Source organism: Vibrio sp. YT-16 (genome assembly GCF_033337405.1).
GTDB lineage: Bacteria > Pseudomonadota > Gammaproteobacteria > Enterobacterales > Vibrionaceae > Vibrio > Vibrio alginolyticus.
Map to the genome: position 1 here is coordinate 119,316 of NZ_JAWOQQ010000010.1, position 18,513 is coordinate 137,828.

Genomic DNA, 18,513 nt, shown 5'->3' on the forward strand with positions numbered 1-18,513 from the left:
AAGCTCAGATTTAAAAGGTGAGTCATAAAATGAAAGTATTCAGCAACTTCGATAGCGGCAGCATTCACGTAGTGAAAGCGGACGACAAAAACGACATCCAACTCAAAATTCCTAACGACAATATGTCGGAATTCTACCAGTGGTTCCACTTCCGTCTTGAGACAGAAGTCGAGCAATCACACACCATCAAATTGCTTGATTTGGCTAAATCGGCTTATCCAGAAGGATGGCAAGGTTACGATGTGGTTGCGTCTTACGATCGTGAAGAATGGTTCCGACTACCGGCAGAGTTCGATGGCGACACGCTGACTTTCACTGTAATCCCTGAGCGCAGCTCAATTTACTTCGCGTACTTTGCGCCATACACGTACGATCGTCATTTAGACTTGTTACACATGGCACAAAGCGCGCACCACTGCCAACTAGAGACGCTTGGTCATACGCTAGATGGCAATGACATGAGCTTGCTTACTTTCGGTGAGCCAGAAGAAGGCAAAAAGAAAATCTGGATGATTGCACGTCAGCACCCAGGTGAGACAATGGCGGAATGGTTCATGGAAGGTATGATCCAACGTCTGTTAGATGAAAACGACACGGTTGCGCGTGCATTGCTTGAAAAAGCGGTGCTTTACGTCGTACCAAATATGAACCCAGACGGTGGTATTCGCGGTCACTTGCGTACCAACGCAGTAGGTGTAAACCTAAATCGTGAATGGCAAACGCCATCAATGGAAAAGAGCCCAGAAGTCTACCTTGTGCGTCAGCGCATGCTGGAAACGGGTGTTGACATGTTTTTAGATATCCATGGCGATGAAGCGATTCCGTATAACTTCGTCGCTGGCTCAGAAGGTATTCCTTCTTACGATGAAAATCTTGCCGCTTTAGAGGCATCATTTAAGCAAGCGTTATTGACTATTACGCCAGAGTTCCAAGATGAGATTGGTTACGATAAAGATGAGCCTGGTAAAGCGAATTTGACTGTGGGTTCAAATTGGGTTGCAGAGCAGTTCAAATGCTTGTCTTACACAATCGAAATGCCATTTAAAGATAACAACAATCACCCAGATCCACTTTACGGTTGGTCTCCTGAGCGTAGTGTCTTGTTTGGACAAGATGTATTAGCTGCAACGTTAACCGTAGCGGATAAAATTTAGCGCGACGAGTTAACGCTTTTTCATTATTTCGAAAACAGCTCATTTTAAATGAGCTGTTTTTTTGTGCTCTCCATATCCACGCTCCCCTGTAAAAATTTGTTGCCATTCACAAGCTTAAATGATGATTCTTAAATTTGAGAAAGTGGCTTTTTATGGTGATTTGCGTCACAGAAAGTTGGCTTCTTTGTGATATTCTCCGCAACGAATTGACTATGGCTAAACCAACGCAACGAACTTTATTTTTCGGTTGGGTATGCGGATGAAGCTCATGAATAGATGGTCTTGAGGTTACCTTTTTCCGTTTTACGTCATTGGCGTTTGAATATCATTTTTGATTCTTTCCTACGCTATTTAGCTATTTCTATTCGAAGAAAAGAGAAAGTTACGGCTTCATATTTTACGGCAGTATGCTGCCGCGGTGTGTTGCTTTGTGTACAAGAAAAAGGAAAAGAATAATGAAAAAAATCGCTATAGCAGTGGCTACTGTACTTGCTGGTGGTGTGATCTCAAACGTTGCACTTGCTGACACTTACATGGGCGGTAAAGTAGGTTACAACTCTCTAAACGATGCGTGTTACCTAAACGAACCTTGTGACGACGACAGTTTTGCAGCATCTATGCACTTAGGCTACAGCTTCAACAAGTACGTTGCAGCAGAGTATGGTGTTGATTACCTTGGTGACTTCACTGCAAACTTCAAAAAGCCTGGCCTAAACACCGTTGATGGTGATCTTTGGGCGTTGACGCTTGCTCCTAAATTTAACCTACCGCTAACGGATTCTTGGAATCTATTCGCGAAAGTTGGTGCTGCATACATGATGGCTGGTGACGAGAAAGATTTCGTACCAACTGGCTCTCTGGGTGCTGAATACCAAATCAACTACAACTGGAGCCTACGTGCTGAATACCAACGCTACCAAGATATGTCTGATGATGTAATTGAAGACATGGATTCAGATTTCTTCGGTATCGGTTTCAACTACAAGTTTGGTTCTGAGCCAGTCGTTCAAGAAAAAGCCGTTGAAGAGGTGGTAGAAGCACGTCCTGCAACACGCATTGTAGATCACGTTTACCCTGCTCAAACAACAGCGACAGTACAATTCGACTTAGAAAGTGCAGAAGTGAAAGACGCGTCGAACCTTTCTGGTACCGTTGATTTGATGAATACTTACCCACAAGCTCAAGTTGAGATCACGGGTTACAGCGATACGACAGGTTCTGCTGCTTACAACAAGCAACTCACAGAAAAACGTGCGAAAGCCGTTGCTGACGAGTTCCAAGCAAAAGGTATTGCGGCTGAGCGTATGACAGTGAAAGGCATGGGTGAAGCTAACCCAGTGGCAAGCAACGAGACACGTCAAGGTCGTCAAATGAACCGTCGTGTTGAAGTGGTTGTTCCTACGTTTGAATACCAAACCACTGAGAAAGCAGAATAATTCCTGCTTAAGATAAAGTTCCAAAAGCCAGCGTGTATCACGCTGGCTTTTTTGATCCCGCTTAACTAACTCAGTAGTTGTGTAGAAACATAGTTATATCGGGACGCTTTGACATGTGCTCAACATACGTAAACTCAGCTCCTTCATCAATTTGTCATCACCAGTTCATAGCATGACAGCCAAGTGCTTGGGAGAATGATATGCAAAGTTTACCGCCGCTCAATTTGCTCCGAGCTTTTGAAGCCACGGCGCGACTACAGAGTTTTACAAAAGCCGCAGAGGAGCTAAATGTGACTCGTGCGGCCGTAAGCCAACAGGTGAAATCGCTAGAGTCACAGCTCAATGCGACGTTATTCGAGCGCAAGGGCACGCACCTTACGCTGACCTGCTCAGCACAAGAATACTGGCCTGTGGTTAATCATGTGCTTCAAACATTATCGACCACGACGCAGCATTTATTTACTCGTCCCAAGAATACGCAAGTTAACTTACATGTCGCTCACAGCTTTTGCTCTCAGTGGTTAATGCCAAGATTGGCTGATTTTCAGCGACAATTCCCAGACATCTCCTTTAAAATCTCGACTACTGCTAATACAGTTCCAAGCGCCAGTGCGATTGCGGATATCGAAATTATTAACGGAGATGGAGATTGGCAAGAGCAAGAAGCCATACGATTAACCCAAGAAAACTGGATCGTTGTCGCAAGCCCTGGCTTTATGCATTTAAACCCGATAAATGACCTCTTGCAATTAGCTAAAGCGCCTAAAATTTGTACTGGCGGTTATCATGAATCTTGGCAAGAGTGGCTTACGCACCAAGGTTATCAAGGGAAGGTGAGCAAAGTCGTCGCCGAGTTTGAACACTCATTGCTTGCTATTCATGCTGCGATGAATCAACTTGGCGTGTTGCTGGTAAGAGACTTTCTTGTTGAGGATGAGCTGCAACAGGGCGTATTAGTCCAGGCTGGAAATTGGAATATGCCAAGTTCTGGTGCACATTATATGATGGTTCGAGCATCCGAAAAATCACACGTAAACACCTTTGCTCAATGGTTAATACAGAGTCTTTAATGTTCGTTCAGCGAGTGAGTAGAGCGCATGTGTGGTTTGGCTATTATTAGCAGTAGCAAGTCATCAGTCTAGGACTGAGCGACATGCTTAATGACATCTAATAACCACTGATTTACCGGAGCTTGCTGTTGAGAGCGACGACAGCTCATCACGTAGCGAACATCAAGCTCTAGCCCAGCAGGAAGCGCGATACTTCGGCAACCCTTAGGAACATGTCCACTCATCGTTATGCCAAAATGATTCGTTTGCAGAAGCACTTTTTGAATCATCGCTGGGTGCTCAATTTCCACTTTAGGTGTGGTTCTAAAACCCATATGTTTGAGCCTTTCCAACACAGGGTATCGGTAGTCGTTCCATCCCGGCGTTTTAAAAAGTATAAAAGGGTATTCTTCTAGCTCTTGGGAGTTTTGAGCGGGATGATCTTGTCGAACAAAAAATACCGCTTTTCCTCGCCCCAGTTCGGTCTGAACAATTGACTGTGGCAGATCTTCATCAAAGTAATGAATCGCAATGGCGTTTTCACCGTCAATTAATCGTTTTTTTGCTTCGCTACCCCAGCGCAAACATGAGAATTTTGCTTCTGGAGCGTGCTTTAGTAACTCCAAGTAAAACTTGTCACCGAAGTACTCCCAAAACAATGTGTTGGCATAAATAGTGATTGAGCCGTCAAAATGAGCTGGTGAAAAATGCTGTGGTTTGATGGAATCAATACTGTTGATTATTTGCTCAAAATGCGCAATGTTCGCTTCCACAAAAGCTGTTGGTTCAAAGCCATTTTTGGTCTGAACGAATAGCGGATCATTGAGCTGAGTTTTCATCTTTGTCAGATTTTTGCTGATTGCTCCTGACGTTTTACCGAGTGATTCTGCGACTAACCGGACGTTACGTAACTCATACATCCGTTTTAATACCAAAATATTTTGAATATCCAGATTAACGCTCATACATTGTCTCGCTTGGCTTTTGTCGACAAATCATATCGCTGAATTTCTTAAGAAAAGACAACGCTCGGTCAATTTAAGTTGCTGCCTTATCCCTGATTTATTGAAGGTAACGATAAGTTATTCTTGGTTACATCAGTTTATTAGCATGGATTTCCATTTGGTAAATAATGGCTTTCCTCGTATGAGCGCGTTTCTGTTGTTACAGTTTTTCCACCGAAAGAAAGTAAGAACGATAATAGAGGTGATGTATGAAAAAACTAATCGCACTTGTTTTGATGGTTTGCTCAACAAACGTAGCATTTGCTGGCGATGGGTCATACACGGGCACGATTGATATGGCGATGGCAACGAAAAATCAGGTTGACGTAGAGCGTGCAGATTCTCAATTGACGCTGAAGGGTCGCAATGAAATGGCCTATGGCGGTGTAACAATCCATTCGGATGCTGCAACTCAAAAAATTGAACTTCGTGGTCGACGTGATTAATCGAATAGTTTCTTGTTAAGAAAATGCCGCGAAGAACGCGGCATTTCTATATGTAATATCATCAGATCATAGTTACCAGATAAGCGTATGGTGAGAAGCTAAGCGCAATGACCACTTGCCATTATTCGCATGGCGGTGCCATATGAATGACAGCTAAGCCCCCCAAAGAGGTTTCACGGTATTTTTTATTCATATCTTTACCAGTCTGATACATGGTTTCGATTACTTTATCTAACGAAATTAAGCATTTACTTGTGCGCTTTAATGCCATACGCGATGCATTAATCGCTTTCATTGCTCCCATGGCATTTCTTTCAATACAAGGTACTTGAACCAAGCCGCCAATCGGGTCACAAGTCATACCCAATGAATGCTCCATCGCAATTTCCGCAGCAATACAAATCTGCTCGTTACTGCCCCCTCTTAGCGCTGTTAAGCCAGCGGCAGCCATGGATGAAGAAACCCCAACTTCTCCCTGACACCCCACTTCTGCACCAGAAATTGACGCGTTAGTTTTATATAAGATGCCGATAGCGCCGGCGACTGCGAGAAAGTCTTTTAGCTGTTTAACATCGAGCTCTTTGATGAAGCGATGGTAGTACATCAATACCGCCGGAATCACCCCTGCTGCACCATTCGTTGGAGAAGTGACGACTTGCCCTCCTGCTGCATTTTCTTCACTAACCGCAAAGGCGAAGAGATTGATCCAGTCCATGATCTCCATCGGATCGTTTTCAACTGCAGCGTTGGCTTCGAGCTTTTTCAAAAGGTTTGGTGCTCGACGAGTGACATTTAGACCACCTTCCAAAATCCCTTCCGTATCGAAGCCACGTTGCATGCAGAGCGACATCACTTTCCAAATTTGCTCTGCTCTTTGGTTAATTTCTTCGTCTGAGCGAAATGCGAGTTCGTTTTGGAGGATCATGCCTCCCAAGCTGAAACCGTTCGTCTCGGCTTTTTCCAGCATCTCATCTGCGGATGTAAACGGAAATGGTACTGCGACCTCATCTTGTTGCGTGCCGTTCTCTAGTTCGTCGGCGGTGGCGATGAATCCGCCCCCAATGGAGTAATAAATTTCAAACGCTACTTGATCTCCAGCAGCGTCTAATGCCGTAATCGTCATGCCATTTTCATGCAGGGGAAGGTTGTCGCTATGAAAGACGATGTCATGGTCGTAGCTAAACTCAATCTGGTGTGTACCGGCGAGCATGAGCGTATTATTGTCTATGGTATTTTGTAGCGCACTTTTGGCACTGCTCATTTTGATGGTATCAGGTTTATTTCCCATCAAACCAAGGACCGTGGCTCGGTCTGTATGGTGCCCTCTACCTGTCAGTGACAATGAGCCATAAAGGTCCACTTGCACCCGATGCACTTTCGCCATAGAGTCGCTAACTAGCTGAGTGAAATGGAATCCGGCAAGCATAGGACCATTAGTGTGGGAGCTGGATGGCCCGACACCAATTTTAAATATATCGAAAATCGACAGCATAATTGACTTCCTTTAGCAGTGAACCTTTATAAAGGTCTCTAGAACAGTGTTGTTAACTAGATGTTAAAGCTTGTGGGTCGGGAGTGAAAGAAGATTTTTGTAACACTGTCAACTAAGCGCGAGATTTTAAAATGAAGTTAGACAACATCGTCATCGTTTTAGGTAAACGCCTCGTCAATAACAGGTTGACCTCTGAGGGCATAACAAGAGTCGAAGCTTTGTCTTGTAGGACTGCATCACTACCGACAGAGCGAACGGCGATTATTTTTTGTGGCGGAGTAACGCAAGGACAAAGTGTTTCTGAAGCAGAGGCGATGTACGCGTATTTTAGAACCCTAAACGCAGACTCTGTGAATCCGTTCCCTGAACGTCATATACTCTTAGAAACGGAGTCGTTGAACACGTTTCAAAACATGCGTTATGTTTCCCAAGTTTTGTGCAAAAGTGGGTTGTTCGAGTTATGGTCGGGGCATCCGGTTGAGGTTATCTTGCTATCTAATGACTACCACCTCGAACGAATCATTGATATCCAGAATTTGATGGATGAGCAAGGCTTATTACGAGTACTTAAATCCGATTGCGAATCCATGGGGGTGACTCTCAATATTCCACTGGATATCAGCAAACATATTAGCGTGCCATACCCACATAAGGGGCTTATGGCGGAGACATTCTTGCTACTCGATGAACTCACAACCTACCGAGTTTATTTAGAAGGGGTAAAGCATGGCGTATTTTTCCGAGATTTATCAATTGTCCGAAAAAAGCCACTTATGATCGCAAGAGATGCTATTCACAAATTGCTCTCTTTCCCGCTTGATAAAGAGGCTTTGCAAGATATTGAAGAAATGAAAAAGGCCGTCGAAATGACGGCCTTGGATGAATCTGTAGGTGCTGCGGAAAAGGCATTAAGTATCTTCCATCCGATACTGACTGCATTGAACCGTCGCTTTGATCCTGAGTCTATTCATTAAGCTCGCGTTTTGTACGGACGGCGCTTAATGCGATCAAACAGTAGCAAAGCAGTTCTATACCTTCTTCTGAGATATTTTTAACATCACGGATGTAATTTTCATCCATCACTTGTTGCCAAAAACTGCCCATACCATACAAACGAGAGAAGACTAATAATAGCATTACAGCACCAACTAATAGCTTCATATGTGGCACCGTTAAAATGGTCGCCATTTCGTTCATGGTACCTTTACCACCTTGGTAAGCTTTGGCGCAAGCCAGTGCGGTGACAGCAAGTGCTGGGAAAACCCAAGAGCCATGATGAATCATGTCTGTCCAATAGTCCGTTTCGCGAATAATCAGTACTGCAAAAAATCCTGCAATCAAAATAGCCGCATGCTTTAGCTGAGGCTGTTGTTTCGATAAGCTGAAAAACGACCATGATGCAATAGCAAGCATCACAAGCTGGAGCGTTTCTGTAACGGAAAGCTCGCCAAGGCTTGATCCCAACACGACATAATCAAGACGAAGACTAAGGTTAACGAGAATACTTATAGCGACAATCATCAAGGCGTTTAAACTCGATTTATAAATAATGCGCTTTGATTTTTCAGTAACAACGTTGCTTGGGGCTGACTCGGCTTCTTTTACTATTTGTGTTTTCATCTTGCTCACCTGTCCCAGAAAATGTGGAAGAAATGTGAATTAGTGTGATCTGTGTTTGGAATTTTATTGTCCAAGTGGAAAGTTATGTCAGGGGAATGTCAAGAATAGAACACTGTTCGATATAGGGTCGATGTGCGGTAAAGTCAGAGATATGTAAAAACAACGTAAGAACACTTTGATAAATCAAATAAAAAAGGAGCCCAAAGGCTCCTAAGTGATAGAGGGAAGGTGACGTATCGATAAAAATAATTAGTAGTTGTCACCCTCATTTTCTTTGTGATTCTCGCGATAGTATTCCCATTGCTCGACGCGTTCATTGTCCGACAGCACACAGTAAGTGACACGTTCGCCGTTTTCCGACACGGTATCCAGCTCACCACCTTGCTGAACACAGTATACGGCTGCGGGATTTGCAACGGAGGTATACTCAGTTGATCGGGTCGCTCCCTCGTAAGTTGAACAACCAGCCAGTACCAATGTTGCAGCCATAGCCATCATTAAATTTGTCTTTTTCATTCTTTATCTCCGCATGGGGTGGGCGAGTATTGTATTGATTATAGGCAACTTTAAGAGATTATTGTCTTATCGATGTTAAAAGTAAGAGGGACGTATAAGAATTTAGATATTCTCATTTATTGCTGATTAGCACGTCACACTTCTGTTCTTGGCGTATTGTTGTGAAGGTCATATCAATCACTTCCTGACAAGCGCTCGAACGTACCTGGCCTACAACAATGATTTAAAGTGTGAAATTCGGTAATATGCGCACAAAACATTGACCGTGGTATTTTCGATGAGACATTTAAAATCGACCGTTCATCCAGACATAGAGCATTTGGATGACAAAATTGTTTTTCAGCGCAATGCAGCGCGAGCCATTGTACTTGATGGTGAAGATGTGCTGTTGCTCTATACAGAACGTTACCATGACTACACGCTACCAGGCGGTGGTATTGATGATGGTGAAGATGTCATTGCTGGATTAGTCCGTGAATTAGAGGAAGAAACGGGCGCCCAAAATATACATGGTATTAAGCCTTTCGGAATCTTTGAGGAGTTTCGTCCGTGGTACAAGGATGACGCTGACGTGATGCACATGGTGTCGTATTGTTATACATGTAAAATCGAACGTGAGCTAGGCGAAACGGCGTATGAAGATTACGAAGTTAAAAATGGAATGCGCCCGGTATGGATGAACATACACGAAGCAATTGCACACAATGAAAAAACGATGGCAGAAAGCCCGAAAAAAGGCATGAGCATTGAGCGCGAAACGTTTTTACTTCAGTTGATTTCTAAAGAATTACTATAAACAGCTAGTTTGCATCATTACGACTTAGCTTCTGTTGGCTCTATTGTGGGCAAAGATTTTAGAGCAATAAAAAAGTCCGGACTCCCCCCCGGAACCCGGACTTATTCCAGACGCGCAAGCGAAGCGTCATCTTGATATGTTAGATTTGTTTCGAACTATGAAAACAATAGCTGTTTTAAATTTAGTGTGTAAATAATTATTAGGTCTGACCATTGGTTTTCATGTTTTTTTGCAAACGCAATGTGACGCATATCTACCCAATTGCCAAGCGCAATTGGGGCGCTTTTTAGTAAACCACTACTCTTTCTTATCTTTGAGATACCTTACCTCAACTTTTTTGCACACGTTTGCATAGAGATCACGAGTTTTCAAATTCGCCGAACAGGATCTTGTGATTTTACGTTTCTCTGACATTGAGCTCTGTCGTAGCTTTTATCACAAATTAACTAGCGGAGGCAGTCGGCTAAAGTCGACCAGCGGTTGTGAAATCATAGGAGCGTCTGGAGCAAATAAGAGTAAAGGTTGAAATGATGAGGATTGTAACTGACCGATATCTATCAACTTTTCCAATGCATAGAAGCGGCTGACATATTGGCGAGTCTCGTTAGGCAGCGTGAGTTGTTGGAAATCTCGACTTCCTGCTCGCTGAATAGCACGTGCAACACGTCCTTCTCCGGCATTGTATGCAGCTAAAGTGAGAGCCATATTTTGATCGAATTTGTTGTATAAAAACGCCAGGTACTTGAGCGCGGCCGTTGTGCTAGCTTCTGTGTCAAAGCGATCGTCTTGTTTTGTATTTATCGTTAATCCGAAACGTTTCGCTGTGGCTGGTATCAGTTGCCAAAGTCCGGCGGCGTTAGCGTGAGAAACGGCTTTGGGGTTGTAAGAAGATTCTAACATTGGCACTAAGGCTAGGCTATTTGGTAATGAGTGGTTTTGAAGCTGTTTGAAAATGTGGTTAATTACCGGTTTGGATGAATCGAGACGCTTGGCAATTTGTGGTTTGTATGGGGCTAATACTTGATACTGCGTTTGAATATCGACAGCATTTGGTTTTGCCTGGCATGTGAATGGAAGGTAGGACAGAAAGGCAATAAAAATAAAAAGGCCTACAGTACTCAGCCGAGATGGCGACTGAATCTGTAGGCAAGACGAACATCGTTTAGAACGATTTATCTTCATAAGTGTGTTGCACAGGTTGTTTGAGTTGACTGACCAACTCATGGAACGCCGCAGAGCTGTGGCCATTGCTCTGATTGTATTGTTGGCACTGACTTACCAACGTTTCCAATAGCGCCCATTGTTTTCTAGCTTGCATACCTATTTGGGCAGGCAAAGCATTGAAAATTCGTTTTACGCTGGCGTCATTACACGCTAACCCCAGCGCTCGCATACACTGGCTTCTGTCATTGGCGGAGCGGCTGAGTTTATTGAGTATCGGCATTTGTTTCTGAACATTGTCGTTCAGTGCCTCTCCATCAAACTTTAAGTACAATACCTTTTGCTGCTGAAGCAAAGGAAGCAGTTGTTGATAAAGCTTAATATCCTCAGATATAGAGCGAACAAATTGTTGAATTCGCTGCGATACTGCGCTTGCCATGATGTCTTCCTAGCGTTTTATTACTCGTGACCTGTATGGAACTGCATGATTGCCTTGGATAGCACTTTTGTATCTAGGCTAAGTTCACCACGCGCTAATGCGTTGCGTACTTGTTCTACTTTTTCCATATCAACATCAGGTAGTGATGCCATTTCAGCTTGAGCGCGATCTATCGCTACGGTATTCGCTTGAAATGCAGGCTCGTGTACTTTGCTCTGTTCGACGACGTCGACAGGCTGTTTGCTTGCTTGCTGTAATTTTGTTTGTGGGACATGACCGCCCGCGACTTTGTCGATTTTCATGCTGTGGTCCTCATCATCATGTTCTAAATTAAGTAGGCGGTTAGAATGTGATAAACATTAAATATTTTTTTTGTACTCGAAGTTCAGTGTTACTGACGAGAGCCAAAATTAAAAAATGTTACCCCGAGTCAAAAAATCAAAATTGAGTATGAACCTGGTTTAATCCAGTTACGACTGCTCTTATGACCTTGCCCGAACTTGGGTTTTCCACGTCAATTTGTTGCCCTTTCGCTCCATCTTCTAAGGCGACTCCTTTTGTGCTGGCACTAAATCCATTTTTGCTCGCAATGACTATGACTTCATTGCCTTTCTCGATTAGAGGTGGGGCCGACAAATTGGATGGATTAACCACTTGTCCAGCCCGCAAACGACGAGAGGTTTCTAAGCCTACTGCTTGCTCGGGGCGAGTATAAAAATCGTCTTGGCGAGAGATGGTTCGGGTTTCAAGCTTTATGTGTTTAGCCGTTACGGCTTCATTTCGGCCAACCGTGGTTGTCGCGACCAAAACAGGCAGAGTCAGCGAAGACTTTATCGTAACGTTAATTCGCCATGGTGATGCGATATTGTCGCAGCTGACTGAGCGCTTGAGGTTACCGACTGGCAACGTGTTGTTGTCACGACCTGTGATAACTAAAGGCGATTCACATTCTGGCAAGTGATTGGCTGAACCGGGCACCCACATGTCGAAGTCTAGTTTGTACTCCCCCCACTGATTGGAGAGCGCTACGCGATCCACCTCTTGTTCGAAATCCGTTGCTACAACGGACCTTATCTCTTCAACGCTTAGGGTTTTGTCATTGGTGTTGGCGAATGCTTGTTCTGATGTCAAAGCGAGTAACGTCAGCATTATTGTTGAGGAAGTAGACACTTTCCTCTTGTTTTTAATGCTTTCCGAGAACCGGAAGTTTGGCTTCCATCCTTGTTTGTAAATCATTGATATATATGGCTATTTTTTATGGCACGTATCTTGTTTGTATGTTGGCGTATTCGAGCCAACTGTAAGGAAGATGCATGGCGATCACATTTGAAAATGCTTTAGGAGTACATCCAGAGGCACTTAATTTTCGCGTTCAGCGTACCAAAGTCCTCGCCAGTAACCTAGCAAATGTTGACACCCCTGGGTATTTGGCGAAAGACCTAAGTTTCACCACCGTAATGAACCAAGTAACGGCAGGTGGTGTGAACAAACCGGTGCCAAAGTTCCAGGTTCAGGCCCAATACTCGGTGCCTTACCAGAATAGCAAAAATGGCAACACCGTAGAGCTTGGTGTTGAACAAGCAAAATTCACGCAAAACAACATGGACTTTCAAACTAGCCTGACGTTTCTCAACATGAAATTTAATGGCTTAGCGAAAGCGATTGAGGGACGTTAATTATGTCATTCACTGATATTTACTCGATCACTGGTTCCGCGATGACAGCACAAACTGTGCGTCTTAATACGGTAGCCAGTAACCTAGCAAACGCAGATGCAGTATCTGCAAATCCAGAAGATGCTTATAAAGCGCTTAAGCCAGTATTTGCGACTGTGTACCAAAAAACGCAAATGACAACAGAAAATGGAGCTTATCCCAATGCAGAAGTTCGCATTGTTGACGTTGTTAAAAATGCTGGAGATGCAGAGAAGCGTTTTGAGCCGAACAACCCACTGGCTAATGATGAAGGCTATGTGTTTTACCCAGATATTGATGTAGTTGCTGAAATGGCAGACATGATGTCCGCAACACGCAGCTTCGAAACGAATGTTGAAGTATTAGCCAATGTAAAAAGTATGCAGCAAGGTCTGCTTAGATTAGGGCAGGGTAGCTAATGAGTATTGCACAATACACCCCTTTATCGTCTGACGCTCCAGTAAATACAAAATCAAAAGACAGCAACGGTATCTCACCAAACCCTAAAGACATGAACAGTGCTTCTTCATTGGAGAATGAGTTTATTTCTTTGATGGTGGCTCAAATTCAAAACCAAGACCCACTTAACCCCCTTGATGGTACGGAATACGTTGGTCAATTGGCTCAGTTCTCGCAGGTACAAAGTACCGAGAATATGTCTAAGACAATGCAACAGAGCATGGTGTTACTGGACAACATGCAAGTGCTGTCAACAGCAGGCCTTGTTGGGCAAACGGTTTACGTCAATGCGGATGAATTTCAGCTTGGTGAAGACGTACAAAACGGAAAAATCGAACTCGCTCATAGCTCAAACCAAGTCACGTTAGTTGTTAAAGATGAATTTGGTCAATCAACTAAAGTGCCACTAGGTGCTCACGGCAAAGGTGACGTCGACTTTTCAATTAATCCTGAAGAACTTGGTCTTAAACCAGGCAAATACTCAGTGGCCGTAGAAGTGCAAGAAGGGCAAGCAAGTCCAAATGTGCTGATGGCAGGCACTGTTGAGCAAGTGCGCATTCCTAATACCGGTGGCGCAGCATTAGTCAATGTCCATGGCGTTGGCAACGTTCCTTTCTATCAAATCACTCAGTTTGGTGCTTAACCAAATACGGAAATCAGAGGTCTATTTATGAGTTTTAACATCGCACTAAGTGGTCTGGACGCGACCAACACAGAGCTAAACACAATCAGTCACAACATTGCCAACGCATCAACGTATGGTTTTAAAGGTGGCCGCACAGAATTCTCCGCTGTATATAACGGCATGCAACCTGGTGGTGTGGAAGTCGCGTCAATTTCACAGAACTTCGACAAAGACGGCAGTATCACAGGAACTGGCCGTGCGATGGACCTAGCTATTAATGGCGGTGGCTTTTTTGTTACTAAAGATAATATGGGTCAAATGTTGTACACACGTTCAGGTGTGTTCTCAACGGATAAGAACAACTTTGTTACGGCTAACAGCGGTGCAAAGCTTCAAGGTTACAGTGTCGATAGCAACAACAACCTAATGACAGGTTCTGTGGGTAATATTCAGGTATCGACTTCCTCACTGAATGCTAAAGCAACAGACAGCTTAGATTTTGTTGCGAACTTCGACGCAAGCGCGTCTGTTATTGATAAAGCCGTAACGCCATTCAATCCAAAAGATCCAAGCTCATTTAACTCGTCTTACACAACAAAAGTCTACGACTCACTGGGTAACTCGCACACGGTAACTCAGTACTTTACTAAGACTGCTTCTAACTCGTGGGAAGTGAACGTTCAAGTAGATGGCGGTACGACGCCAGTAGCAACTGTGCCTGTAACGTTTGGTAAAGACGGCTCGCTTTCAGCACCAACTGCGCCGTTTAATGTTTCATTCCCTGCTGCAGGCGCGAACGCGATGAGTGTAGACATTAACCTGAAAGGCAGCACGCAATTTGGTGCAGCTTTTGGCGTAAGTACTAATAGTCCTAACGGTTACACATCAGGTGAACTTGCAGGTGTACGCGTTGAAGGTAACGGCATGGTTTACGCGACTTACACTAACGGCCAATCACAGCTACAAGGTCAGGTTGTTCTTGCTGATTTTGCAAACACACAAGGCTTAGCGAAAGTGAGTGGAACATCATGGACTCAAAGCTTTAGCTCAGGTGCTCCAATTATGGGTGTTCCGGGTTCAGGTACGATGGGTGACCTAACTCCGGGTGCATTAGAAGGTTCTAACGTTGACTTAACCAGCGAGCTTGTTGCTCTAATGACTGCACAACGCAACTACCAAGCAAACGCAAAGACAATTTCTACCAGCGACAAGCTTACTCAAGCTTTGTTTAACGCGGTGTAATGGGAGTTTTGCATGGATAGTTTGTTATTTACGGCAACGTCGGGTGCCAGCCGAGTTCTTAAAGCGCAGCACGTTCGTTCAAACAACTTATCAAATGCTGATACTGCGGGTTTTCGAGCGGATATGGAGCGTGTGCGTAGTGTAGAGATGCAAGGCCCAGGTTTTGATGGTCGCACTATGGTTGTGACCAACTCTGCCTCAACACGTTTCGACGCTGGCGATATTGTGAAAACAGGACGTCCGTTGGACGTTGCGGTTATGGGGGAGGGATATCTCTCTGTAGAAACCCCAGCGGGTAACGAAGCTTACACCCGTGCAGGCAATATTCAGGTCGATACTTTTGGCGCTCTAACAATCAATGGGTTCCCTGTCCTCGGTGACAATGGTCCTTTGGTTGTGCCGGATTATCAAAAGATTGAAATCAGCGAGCGTGGTCAAGTCTCAGTGATCCCACCAGGTGGCGGCGCAGAAATTGTGGCAGGCACTTTGAAGTTGGTTAAACCGGAAATTAATCAACTGCAAAAAGAGAGCGATAGCTTGCTGCACAGCGTAGATGGCGTGCCATTCGCGGCAGATGAAACCGTGCAACTCTCTCCTGAGCACATTGAGGGCAGTAACGTATCTGCTATTGATGAATTGGTTAGTGTGATGTCGCTGACGCGCAACTTTGAAATGCAAGTTCGCATGATGAAAACGGCGGAAACTCTAGCAAAAGCTGGTAACAAATTAATGGCGGCGAGCTAAGTCTCGCCCCGCAAGGAGTAAAAAATGCATTCAGCATTATGGGTAAGTAAGACAGGCATGGCAGCGCAAGACACGAAGATGACTGCCATTTCTAACAACCTAGCAAACGTAAACACGGTTGGCTTTAAGCGTGACCGAGTCGTATTTGAAGATCTTTTCTACAGCATTCAGCGTCAACCAGGCGCACAAGTAGACCAAGTTAACGAACTACCAAGTGGTATTCAGCTAGGTAGCGGTGTTCGCGTTGTTGGCACACAAAAAGTGTTCACGCAAGGTAATACCCAAAACACAACGCAAGAGTTGGATCTTGCTGTAATGGGTCAGGGTTTCTTCCAAATAGAAAACTCGGACGGACAGATCATGTATACACGTAATGGTCAGTTCCATCGAAACTCAGAAGGCTTAATGGTGAACAGTCAGGGCCTGCCTTTAGAGCCTCAAATCCAGATCCCAGACAATGCGGTCTCTTTCTCTGTGGGTGTTGATGGCACAGTGACTACAACAACAGCAGACGATCCAACACCTCAGCAGCTTGGTCAAATTACACTTGCAAAATTCATCAATCCAGCCGGCTTAGAGGCCATGGGTGGCAACTTATTCCGTGAAACGGAAGCCAGCGGTCCAGCTGATGAGCTGATTGCAGGAGCTGATGGTGCCGGCATTATCAAGCAAGGTGCACTGGAAGGGTCAAACGTACAAGTAGTAGAAGAGATGGTCGACATGATCACCACTCAACGTGCGTATGAGATGAATGCGAAAGTGGTCTCTGCTGCAGATGACATGCTGAAGTTTGTTTCGCAATCAATGTAAGTATGAAATTGGTGATGATGAAGGAAAAAGCAATGAAATGGCTTTCTAAGAGTTGGGCAGTAGCCGCCGTGTTGCTGGTGGGATGTGCTGGCCGTCAGGAATTTATTCCGCCTGAGCCGAATGCTGAGGAATATGCACCACCAACGCTCGATTACACGCTGCCGGAAACCCAATCTGGTAGCCTTTATCGTCACCAATACACGATGACCCTGTTCCAGGATCGTCGTGCTTACCGAGTTGGCGATGTATTAACGGTTCAACTATCAGAAGAAACCTCATCGAGTAAAAATGCGGGTACTAAGTTCGGTAAAAGTTCAGCAATTAACTTTGTGGCGCCGACCATAGGCACGAAAACTATCGATGAGTTAGGGGTTAGCGTGGATGGCAAACGTAACTTCGATGGCAGTGCATCAAGTTCACAAGGCAACAAGCTTCAAGGTGCCATTACGGTAACGGTACACGAAGTATTACCTAATGGCGTATTGCGTATCAGCGGTGAAAAATGGCTTCGTCTGAATCAAGGCGACGAGTTTATTCGTCTAACCGGTATCGTCCGTGTGGATGATATTAACCGCAGTAACCAAGTTTCTTCTCAACGAATTGCTGATGCAAGAATTACCTACGCAGGTCGCGGAGCGCTAGCTGACAGCAACGCAGCCGGGTGGCTAACTCAGTTCTTCAACAGCCCATGGGTACCTTTCTAATGAAGACAATGCAATCTTTCTTTATGTCTCTCCTATTGGTGTTGACCTTGGGACTACCAGGCACTTCACGTGCTGAAGCGGAAATTCCGATCATGGACTTGGTCGATGTTCGCGGCATTCGAGAAAACCAACTGGTTGGTTATGGTTTGGTAGTTGGCTTAGCCGGCCAAGGTGACCGAAACCAAGTGAAATTTACCTCTCAATCTATTACCAACATGCTACGTCAGTTTGGGGTTCAAATTGATGACAGTATGAACCCTAAGCTACGAAATGTGGCTTCTGTGAGTGTGACAGCGTCCGTTGACCCAATGGCAGGCCCAGGACAAACGTTGGATGTGGTTGTGTCTTCAATCGGTGATGCAAAGAGCCTTCGCGGTGGTACGTTATTGCTAACGCCTTTACGTGGTATTGATGGCGAAGTGTACGCGATTGCGCAAGGTAACGTGGTTGTGGGCGGCTTATCTGCAGAGGGGCGAAGTGGCTCCAAAGTAGAAGTAAACACACCAACGGCGGGTCGCGTTCCGAATGGTGCGACTTTAGAGAGAGAAATCAAAACCGATTTCAACCAACGTGATGAAATCACCCTAAACCTGCGCAAGCCTAGCTTCACTACAGCAAAAAATATTGCGCGTGAAATTAACAACACTTTTGGACCTAACGTTGCAGTTGCGATCAATAAAGCGCGCATTGATATGCGTGCACCAAAAGATACACAGCAACGTGTCGTCATGATGTCGATGCTTGAAGAAATGAGCGTCGTTGAAGGCCGTAAACCTGCTCGTATTGTCTTTAACTCTCGCACTGGCACCGTAGTGATCGGTAAGAGTGTCAAAGTGAGTGAAGCAGCAGTAAGTCACGGTAACTTAACCGTGCGAATTTCTGAATCACAACAAGTTAGTCAGCCTAATGCGTTTGCAAATGGCGATACGAAAGTCGTTAACCAAACGGACCTTGATGTGAATGAAGATCTCGCTCAGATGGTGATTTGGCCTCCAGGCACGGAACTTAACACCATAGTTAATGCGGTAAATAGTTTAGGTGCCACGCCTACAGACTTGATGTCTATCCTGCAAGCTTTGAGTGAAGCAGGTGCATTGAACGCTGAATTGGTCGTGATATAAG

Annotated in this window: 22 protein-coding genes; 14 read left to right on the top strand and 8 right to left on the bottom strand. The window is 44.7% G+C overall.

Going from position 1 to position 18,513, the window contains the following annotated elements; genetic code table 11:
* Positions 1–29: 29 nt before the first annotated feature.
* The 3 genes from R7F07_RS16660 (at position 30) to R7F07_RS16670 (ending at position 3,660) form a co-directional block, all read left to right on the top strand.
* Entirely contained in the window at positions 30–1,154 is a 1,125-nt protein-coding gene (locus R7F07_RS16660) for a carboxypeptidase family protein (RefSeq protein ID WP_170893074.1), read from the top strand.
* Positions 1,155–1,609: 455 nt separating this feature from the next.
* Positions 1,610–2,590, top strand: a complete 981-nt coding sequence (locus tag R7F07_RS16665) for an OmpA family protein (RefSeq protein ID WP_171342660.1) — start codon at positions 1,610–1,612, stop codon at positions 2,588–2,590.
* A 200-nt stretch (positions 2,591–2,790) separates the two neighbouring features.
* Positions 2,791–3,660 carry a LysR substrate-binding domain-containing protein gene (locus R7F07_RS16670; RefSeq protein ID WP_053349355.1) on the top strand — a complete coding sequence of 290 codons (870 nt, stop codon included), beginning with the start codon at positions 2,791–2,793 and terminating at the stop codon, positions 3,658–3,660.
* A 68-nt stretch (positions 3,661–3,728) separates the two neighbouring features.
* Here the strand turns inward: R7F07_RS16670 and R7F07_RS16675 are convergent, their stop codons facing one another.
* Complete coding sequence (locus R7F07_RS16675) at positions 3,729–4,604, bottom strand: LysR family transcriptional regulator (protein WP_047102796.1); 876 nt, start codon at positions 4,602–4,604, stop codon at positions 3,729–3,731.
* A gap of 248 nt (positions 4,605–4,852) precedes the next feature.
* On the opposite strand from R7F07_RS16675, the gene R7F07_RS16680 reads away from it, so the two are divergent.
* Positions 4,853–5,089, top strand: a complete 237-nt coding sequence (locus R7F07_RS16680; RefSeq protein WP_171342659.1) for a hypothetical protein — start codon at positions 4,853–4,855, stop codon at positions 5,087–5,089.
* A 121-nt stretch (positions 5,090–5,210) separates the two neighbouring features.
* Here R7F07_RS16680 and R7F07_RS16685 read toward each other — a convergent pair whose 3' ends face one another.
* Positions 5,211–6,581 carry an L-serine ammonia-lyase gene (locus tag R7F07_RS16685; RefSeq protein WP_017819764.1) on the bottom strand — a complete coding sequence of 457 codons (1,371 nt, stop codon included), beginning with the start codon at positions 6,579–6,581 and terminating at the stop codon, positions 5,211–5,213.
* Positions 6,582–6,712: 131 nt separating this feature from the next.
* Between R7F07_RS16685 and R7F07_RS16690 the strand changes: the two genes are divergently transcribed.
* Positions 6,713–7,555: a YdcF family protein gene (locus tag R7F07_RS16690; RefSeq protein ID WP_171342658.1), complete on the top strand. Its 843-nt coding sequence runs from the start codon at positions 6,713–6,715 to the stop codon at positions 7,553–7,555.
* Here the strand turns inward: R7F07_RS16690 and R7F07_RS16695 are convergent.
* The gene (locus tag R7F07_RS16695) at positions 7,545–8,201 is read right to left on the bottom strand and encodes a hypothetical protein (RefSeq protein WP_005374025.1); all 657 of its coding nucleotides are present in this window, start codon (positions 8,199–8,201) and stop codon (positions 7,545–7,547) included. The two genes, R7F07_RS16690 and R7F07_RS16695, sit on opposite strands and share 11 nt — an antisense overlap.
* Before the next feature lie 249 nt (positions 8,202–8,450).
* A complete protein-coding gene (locus R7F07_RS16700; RefSeq protein WP_005374023.1) occupies positions 8,451–8,717 on the bottom strand; it encodes a DUF333 domain-containing protein in 267 nt (88 codons plus the stop codon).
* 277 nt (positions 8,718–8,994) lie between these two features.
* Here R7F07_RS16700 and R7F07_RS16705 point away from each other — a divergent pair, with 277 nt between their 5' ends.
* The gene (locus R7F07_RS16705) at positions 8,995–9,513 is read left to right on the top strand and encodes an NUDIX hydrolase (RefSeq protein WP_005374021.1); all 519 of its coding nucleotides are present in this window, start codon (positions 8,995–8,997) and stop codon (positions 9,511–9,513) included.
* 435 nt (positions 9,514–9,948) lie between these two features.
* Here R7F07_RS16705 and R7F07_RS16710 read toward each other — a convergent pair whose 3' ends face one another.
* The 4 genes from R7F07_RS16710 to flgA all read right to left on the bottom strand — a co-directional run bounded on the left by R7F07_RS16710 (position 9,949) and on the right by flgA (position 12,349).
* Positions 9,949–10,695: a lytic transglycosylase domain-containing protein gene (locus R7F07_RS16710; RefSeq protein ID WP_042523341.1), complete on the bottom strand. Its 747-nt coding sequence runs from the start codon at positions 10,693–10,695 to the stop codon at positions 9,949–9,951.
* Positions 10,676–11,113, bottom strand: a complete 438-nt coding sequence (gene flgN / locus R7F07_RS16715) for a flagellar export chaperone FlgN (protein ID WP_005374018.1) — start codon at positions 11,111–11,113, stop codon at positions 10,676–10,678. Before flgN ends, R7F07_RS16710 begins: the two co-directional genes overlap by 20 nt.
* A 20-nt stretch (positions 11,114–11,133) precedes the next feature.
* Positions 11,134–11,415 (bottom strand): flagellar biosynthesis anti-sigma factor FlgM, encoded by a 282-nt coding sequence (gene flgM / locus R7F07_RS16720; RefSeq protein ID WP_005374016.1) that lies wholly within the window; start codon positions 11,413–11,415, stop codon positions 11,134–11,136.
* A gap of 136 nt (positions 11,416–11,551) precedes the next feature.
* On the bottom strand, positions 11,552–12,349 hold the full coding sequence (flgA, locus tag R7F07_RS16725; protein WP_171342657.1) for a flagellar basal body P-ring formation chaperone FlgA: 798 nt from the start codon (positions 12,347–12,349) through the stop codon (positions 11,552–11,554).
* Between the two features lie 77 nt (positions 12,350–12,426).
* Between flgA and flgB the strand changes: the two genes are divergently transcribed.
* From flgB to R7F07_RS16765, 8 genes are read left to right on the top strand one after another with little or no spacing between them, the layout of a single operon-like run.
* Entirely contained in the window at positions 12,427–12,789 is a 363-nt protein-coding gene (gene flgB, locus R7F07_RS16730; RefSeq protein WP_005374013.1) for a flagellar basal body rod protein FlgB, read from the top strand.
* A gap of 2 nt (positions 12,790–12,791) precedes the next feature.
* Entirely contained in the window at positions 12,792–13,226 is a 435-nt protein-coding gene (gene flgC, locus R7F07_RS16735; RefSeq protein WP_005374012.1) for a flagellar basal body rod protein FlgC, read from the top strand.
* Positions 13,226–13,909 (top strand): flagellar hook assembly protein FlgD, encoded by a 684-nt coding sequence (gene flgD / locus R7F07_RS16740; RefSeq protein WP_171342656.1) that lies wholly within the window; start codon positions 13,226–13,228, stop codon positions 13,907–13,909. Before flgC ends, flgD begins: the two co-directional genes overlap by 1 nt.
* Positions 13,910–13,936: 27 nt before the next feature.
* Positions 13,937–15,133 carry a flagellar hook protein FlgE gene (gene flgE / locus R7F07_RS16745; protein ID WP_005374010.1) on the top strand — a complete coding sequence of 399 codons (1,197 nt, stop codon included), beginning with the start codon at positions 13,937–13,939 and terminating at the stop codon, positions 15,131–15,133.
* A gap of 12 nt (positions 15,134–15,145) precedes the next feature.
* Positions 15,146–15,877: a flagellar basal-body rod protein FlgF gene (gene flgF, locus R7F07_RS16750; protein ID WP_005374009.1), complete on the top strand. Its 732-nt coding sequence runs from the start codon at positions 15,146–15,148 to the stop codon at positions 15,875–15,877.
* 24 nt (positions 15,878–15,901) lie between these two features.
* On the top strand, positions 15,902–16,687 hold the full coding sequence (gene flgG, locus R7F07_RS16755) for a flagellar basal-body rod protein FlgG (protein WP_005374008.1): 786 nt from the start codon (positions 15,902–15,904) through the stop codon (positions 16,685–16,687).
* A 32-nt stretch (positions 16,688–16,719) separates the two neighbouring features.
* Complete coding sequence (gene flgH / locus R7F07_RS16760) at positions 16,720–17,391, top strand: flagellar basal body L-ring protein FlgH (protein ID WP_017635111.1); 672 nt, start codon at positions 16,720–16,722, stop codon at positions 17,389–17,391.
* Entirely contained in the window at positions 17,376–18,512 is a 1,137-nt protein-coding gene (locus R7F07_RS16765; protein WP_086026720.1) for a flagellar basal body P-ring protein FlgI, read from the top strand. The genes flgH and R7F07_RS16765 overlap by 16 nt, the downstream gene beginning before the upstream one ends.
* The last annotated feature ends 1 nt before the right edge of the window (position 18,513 follow it).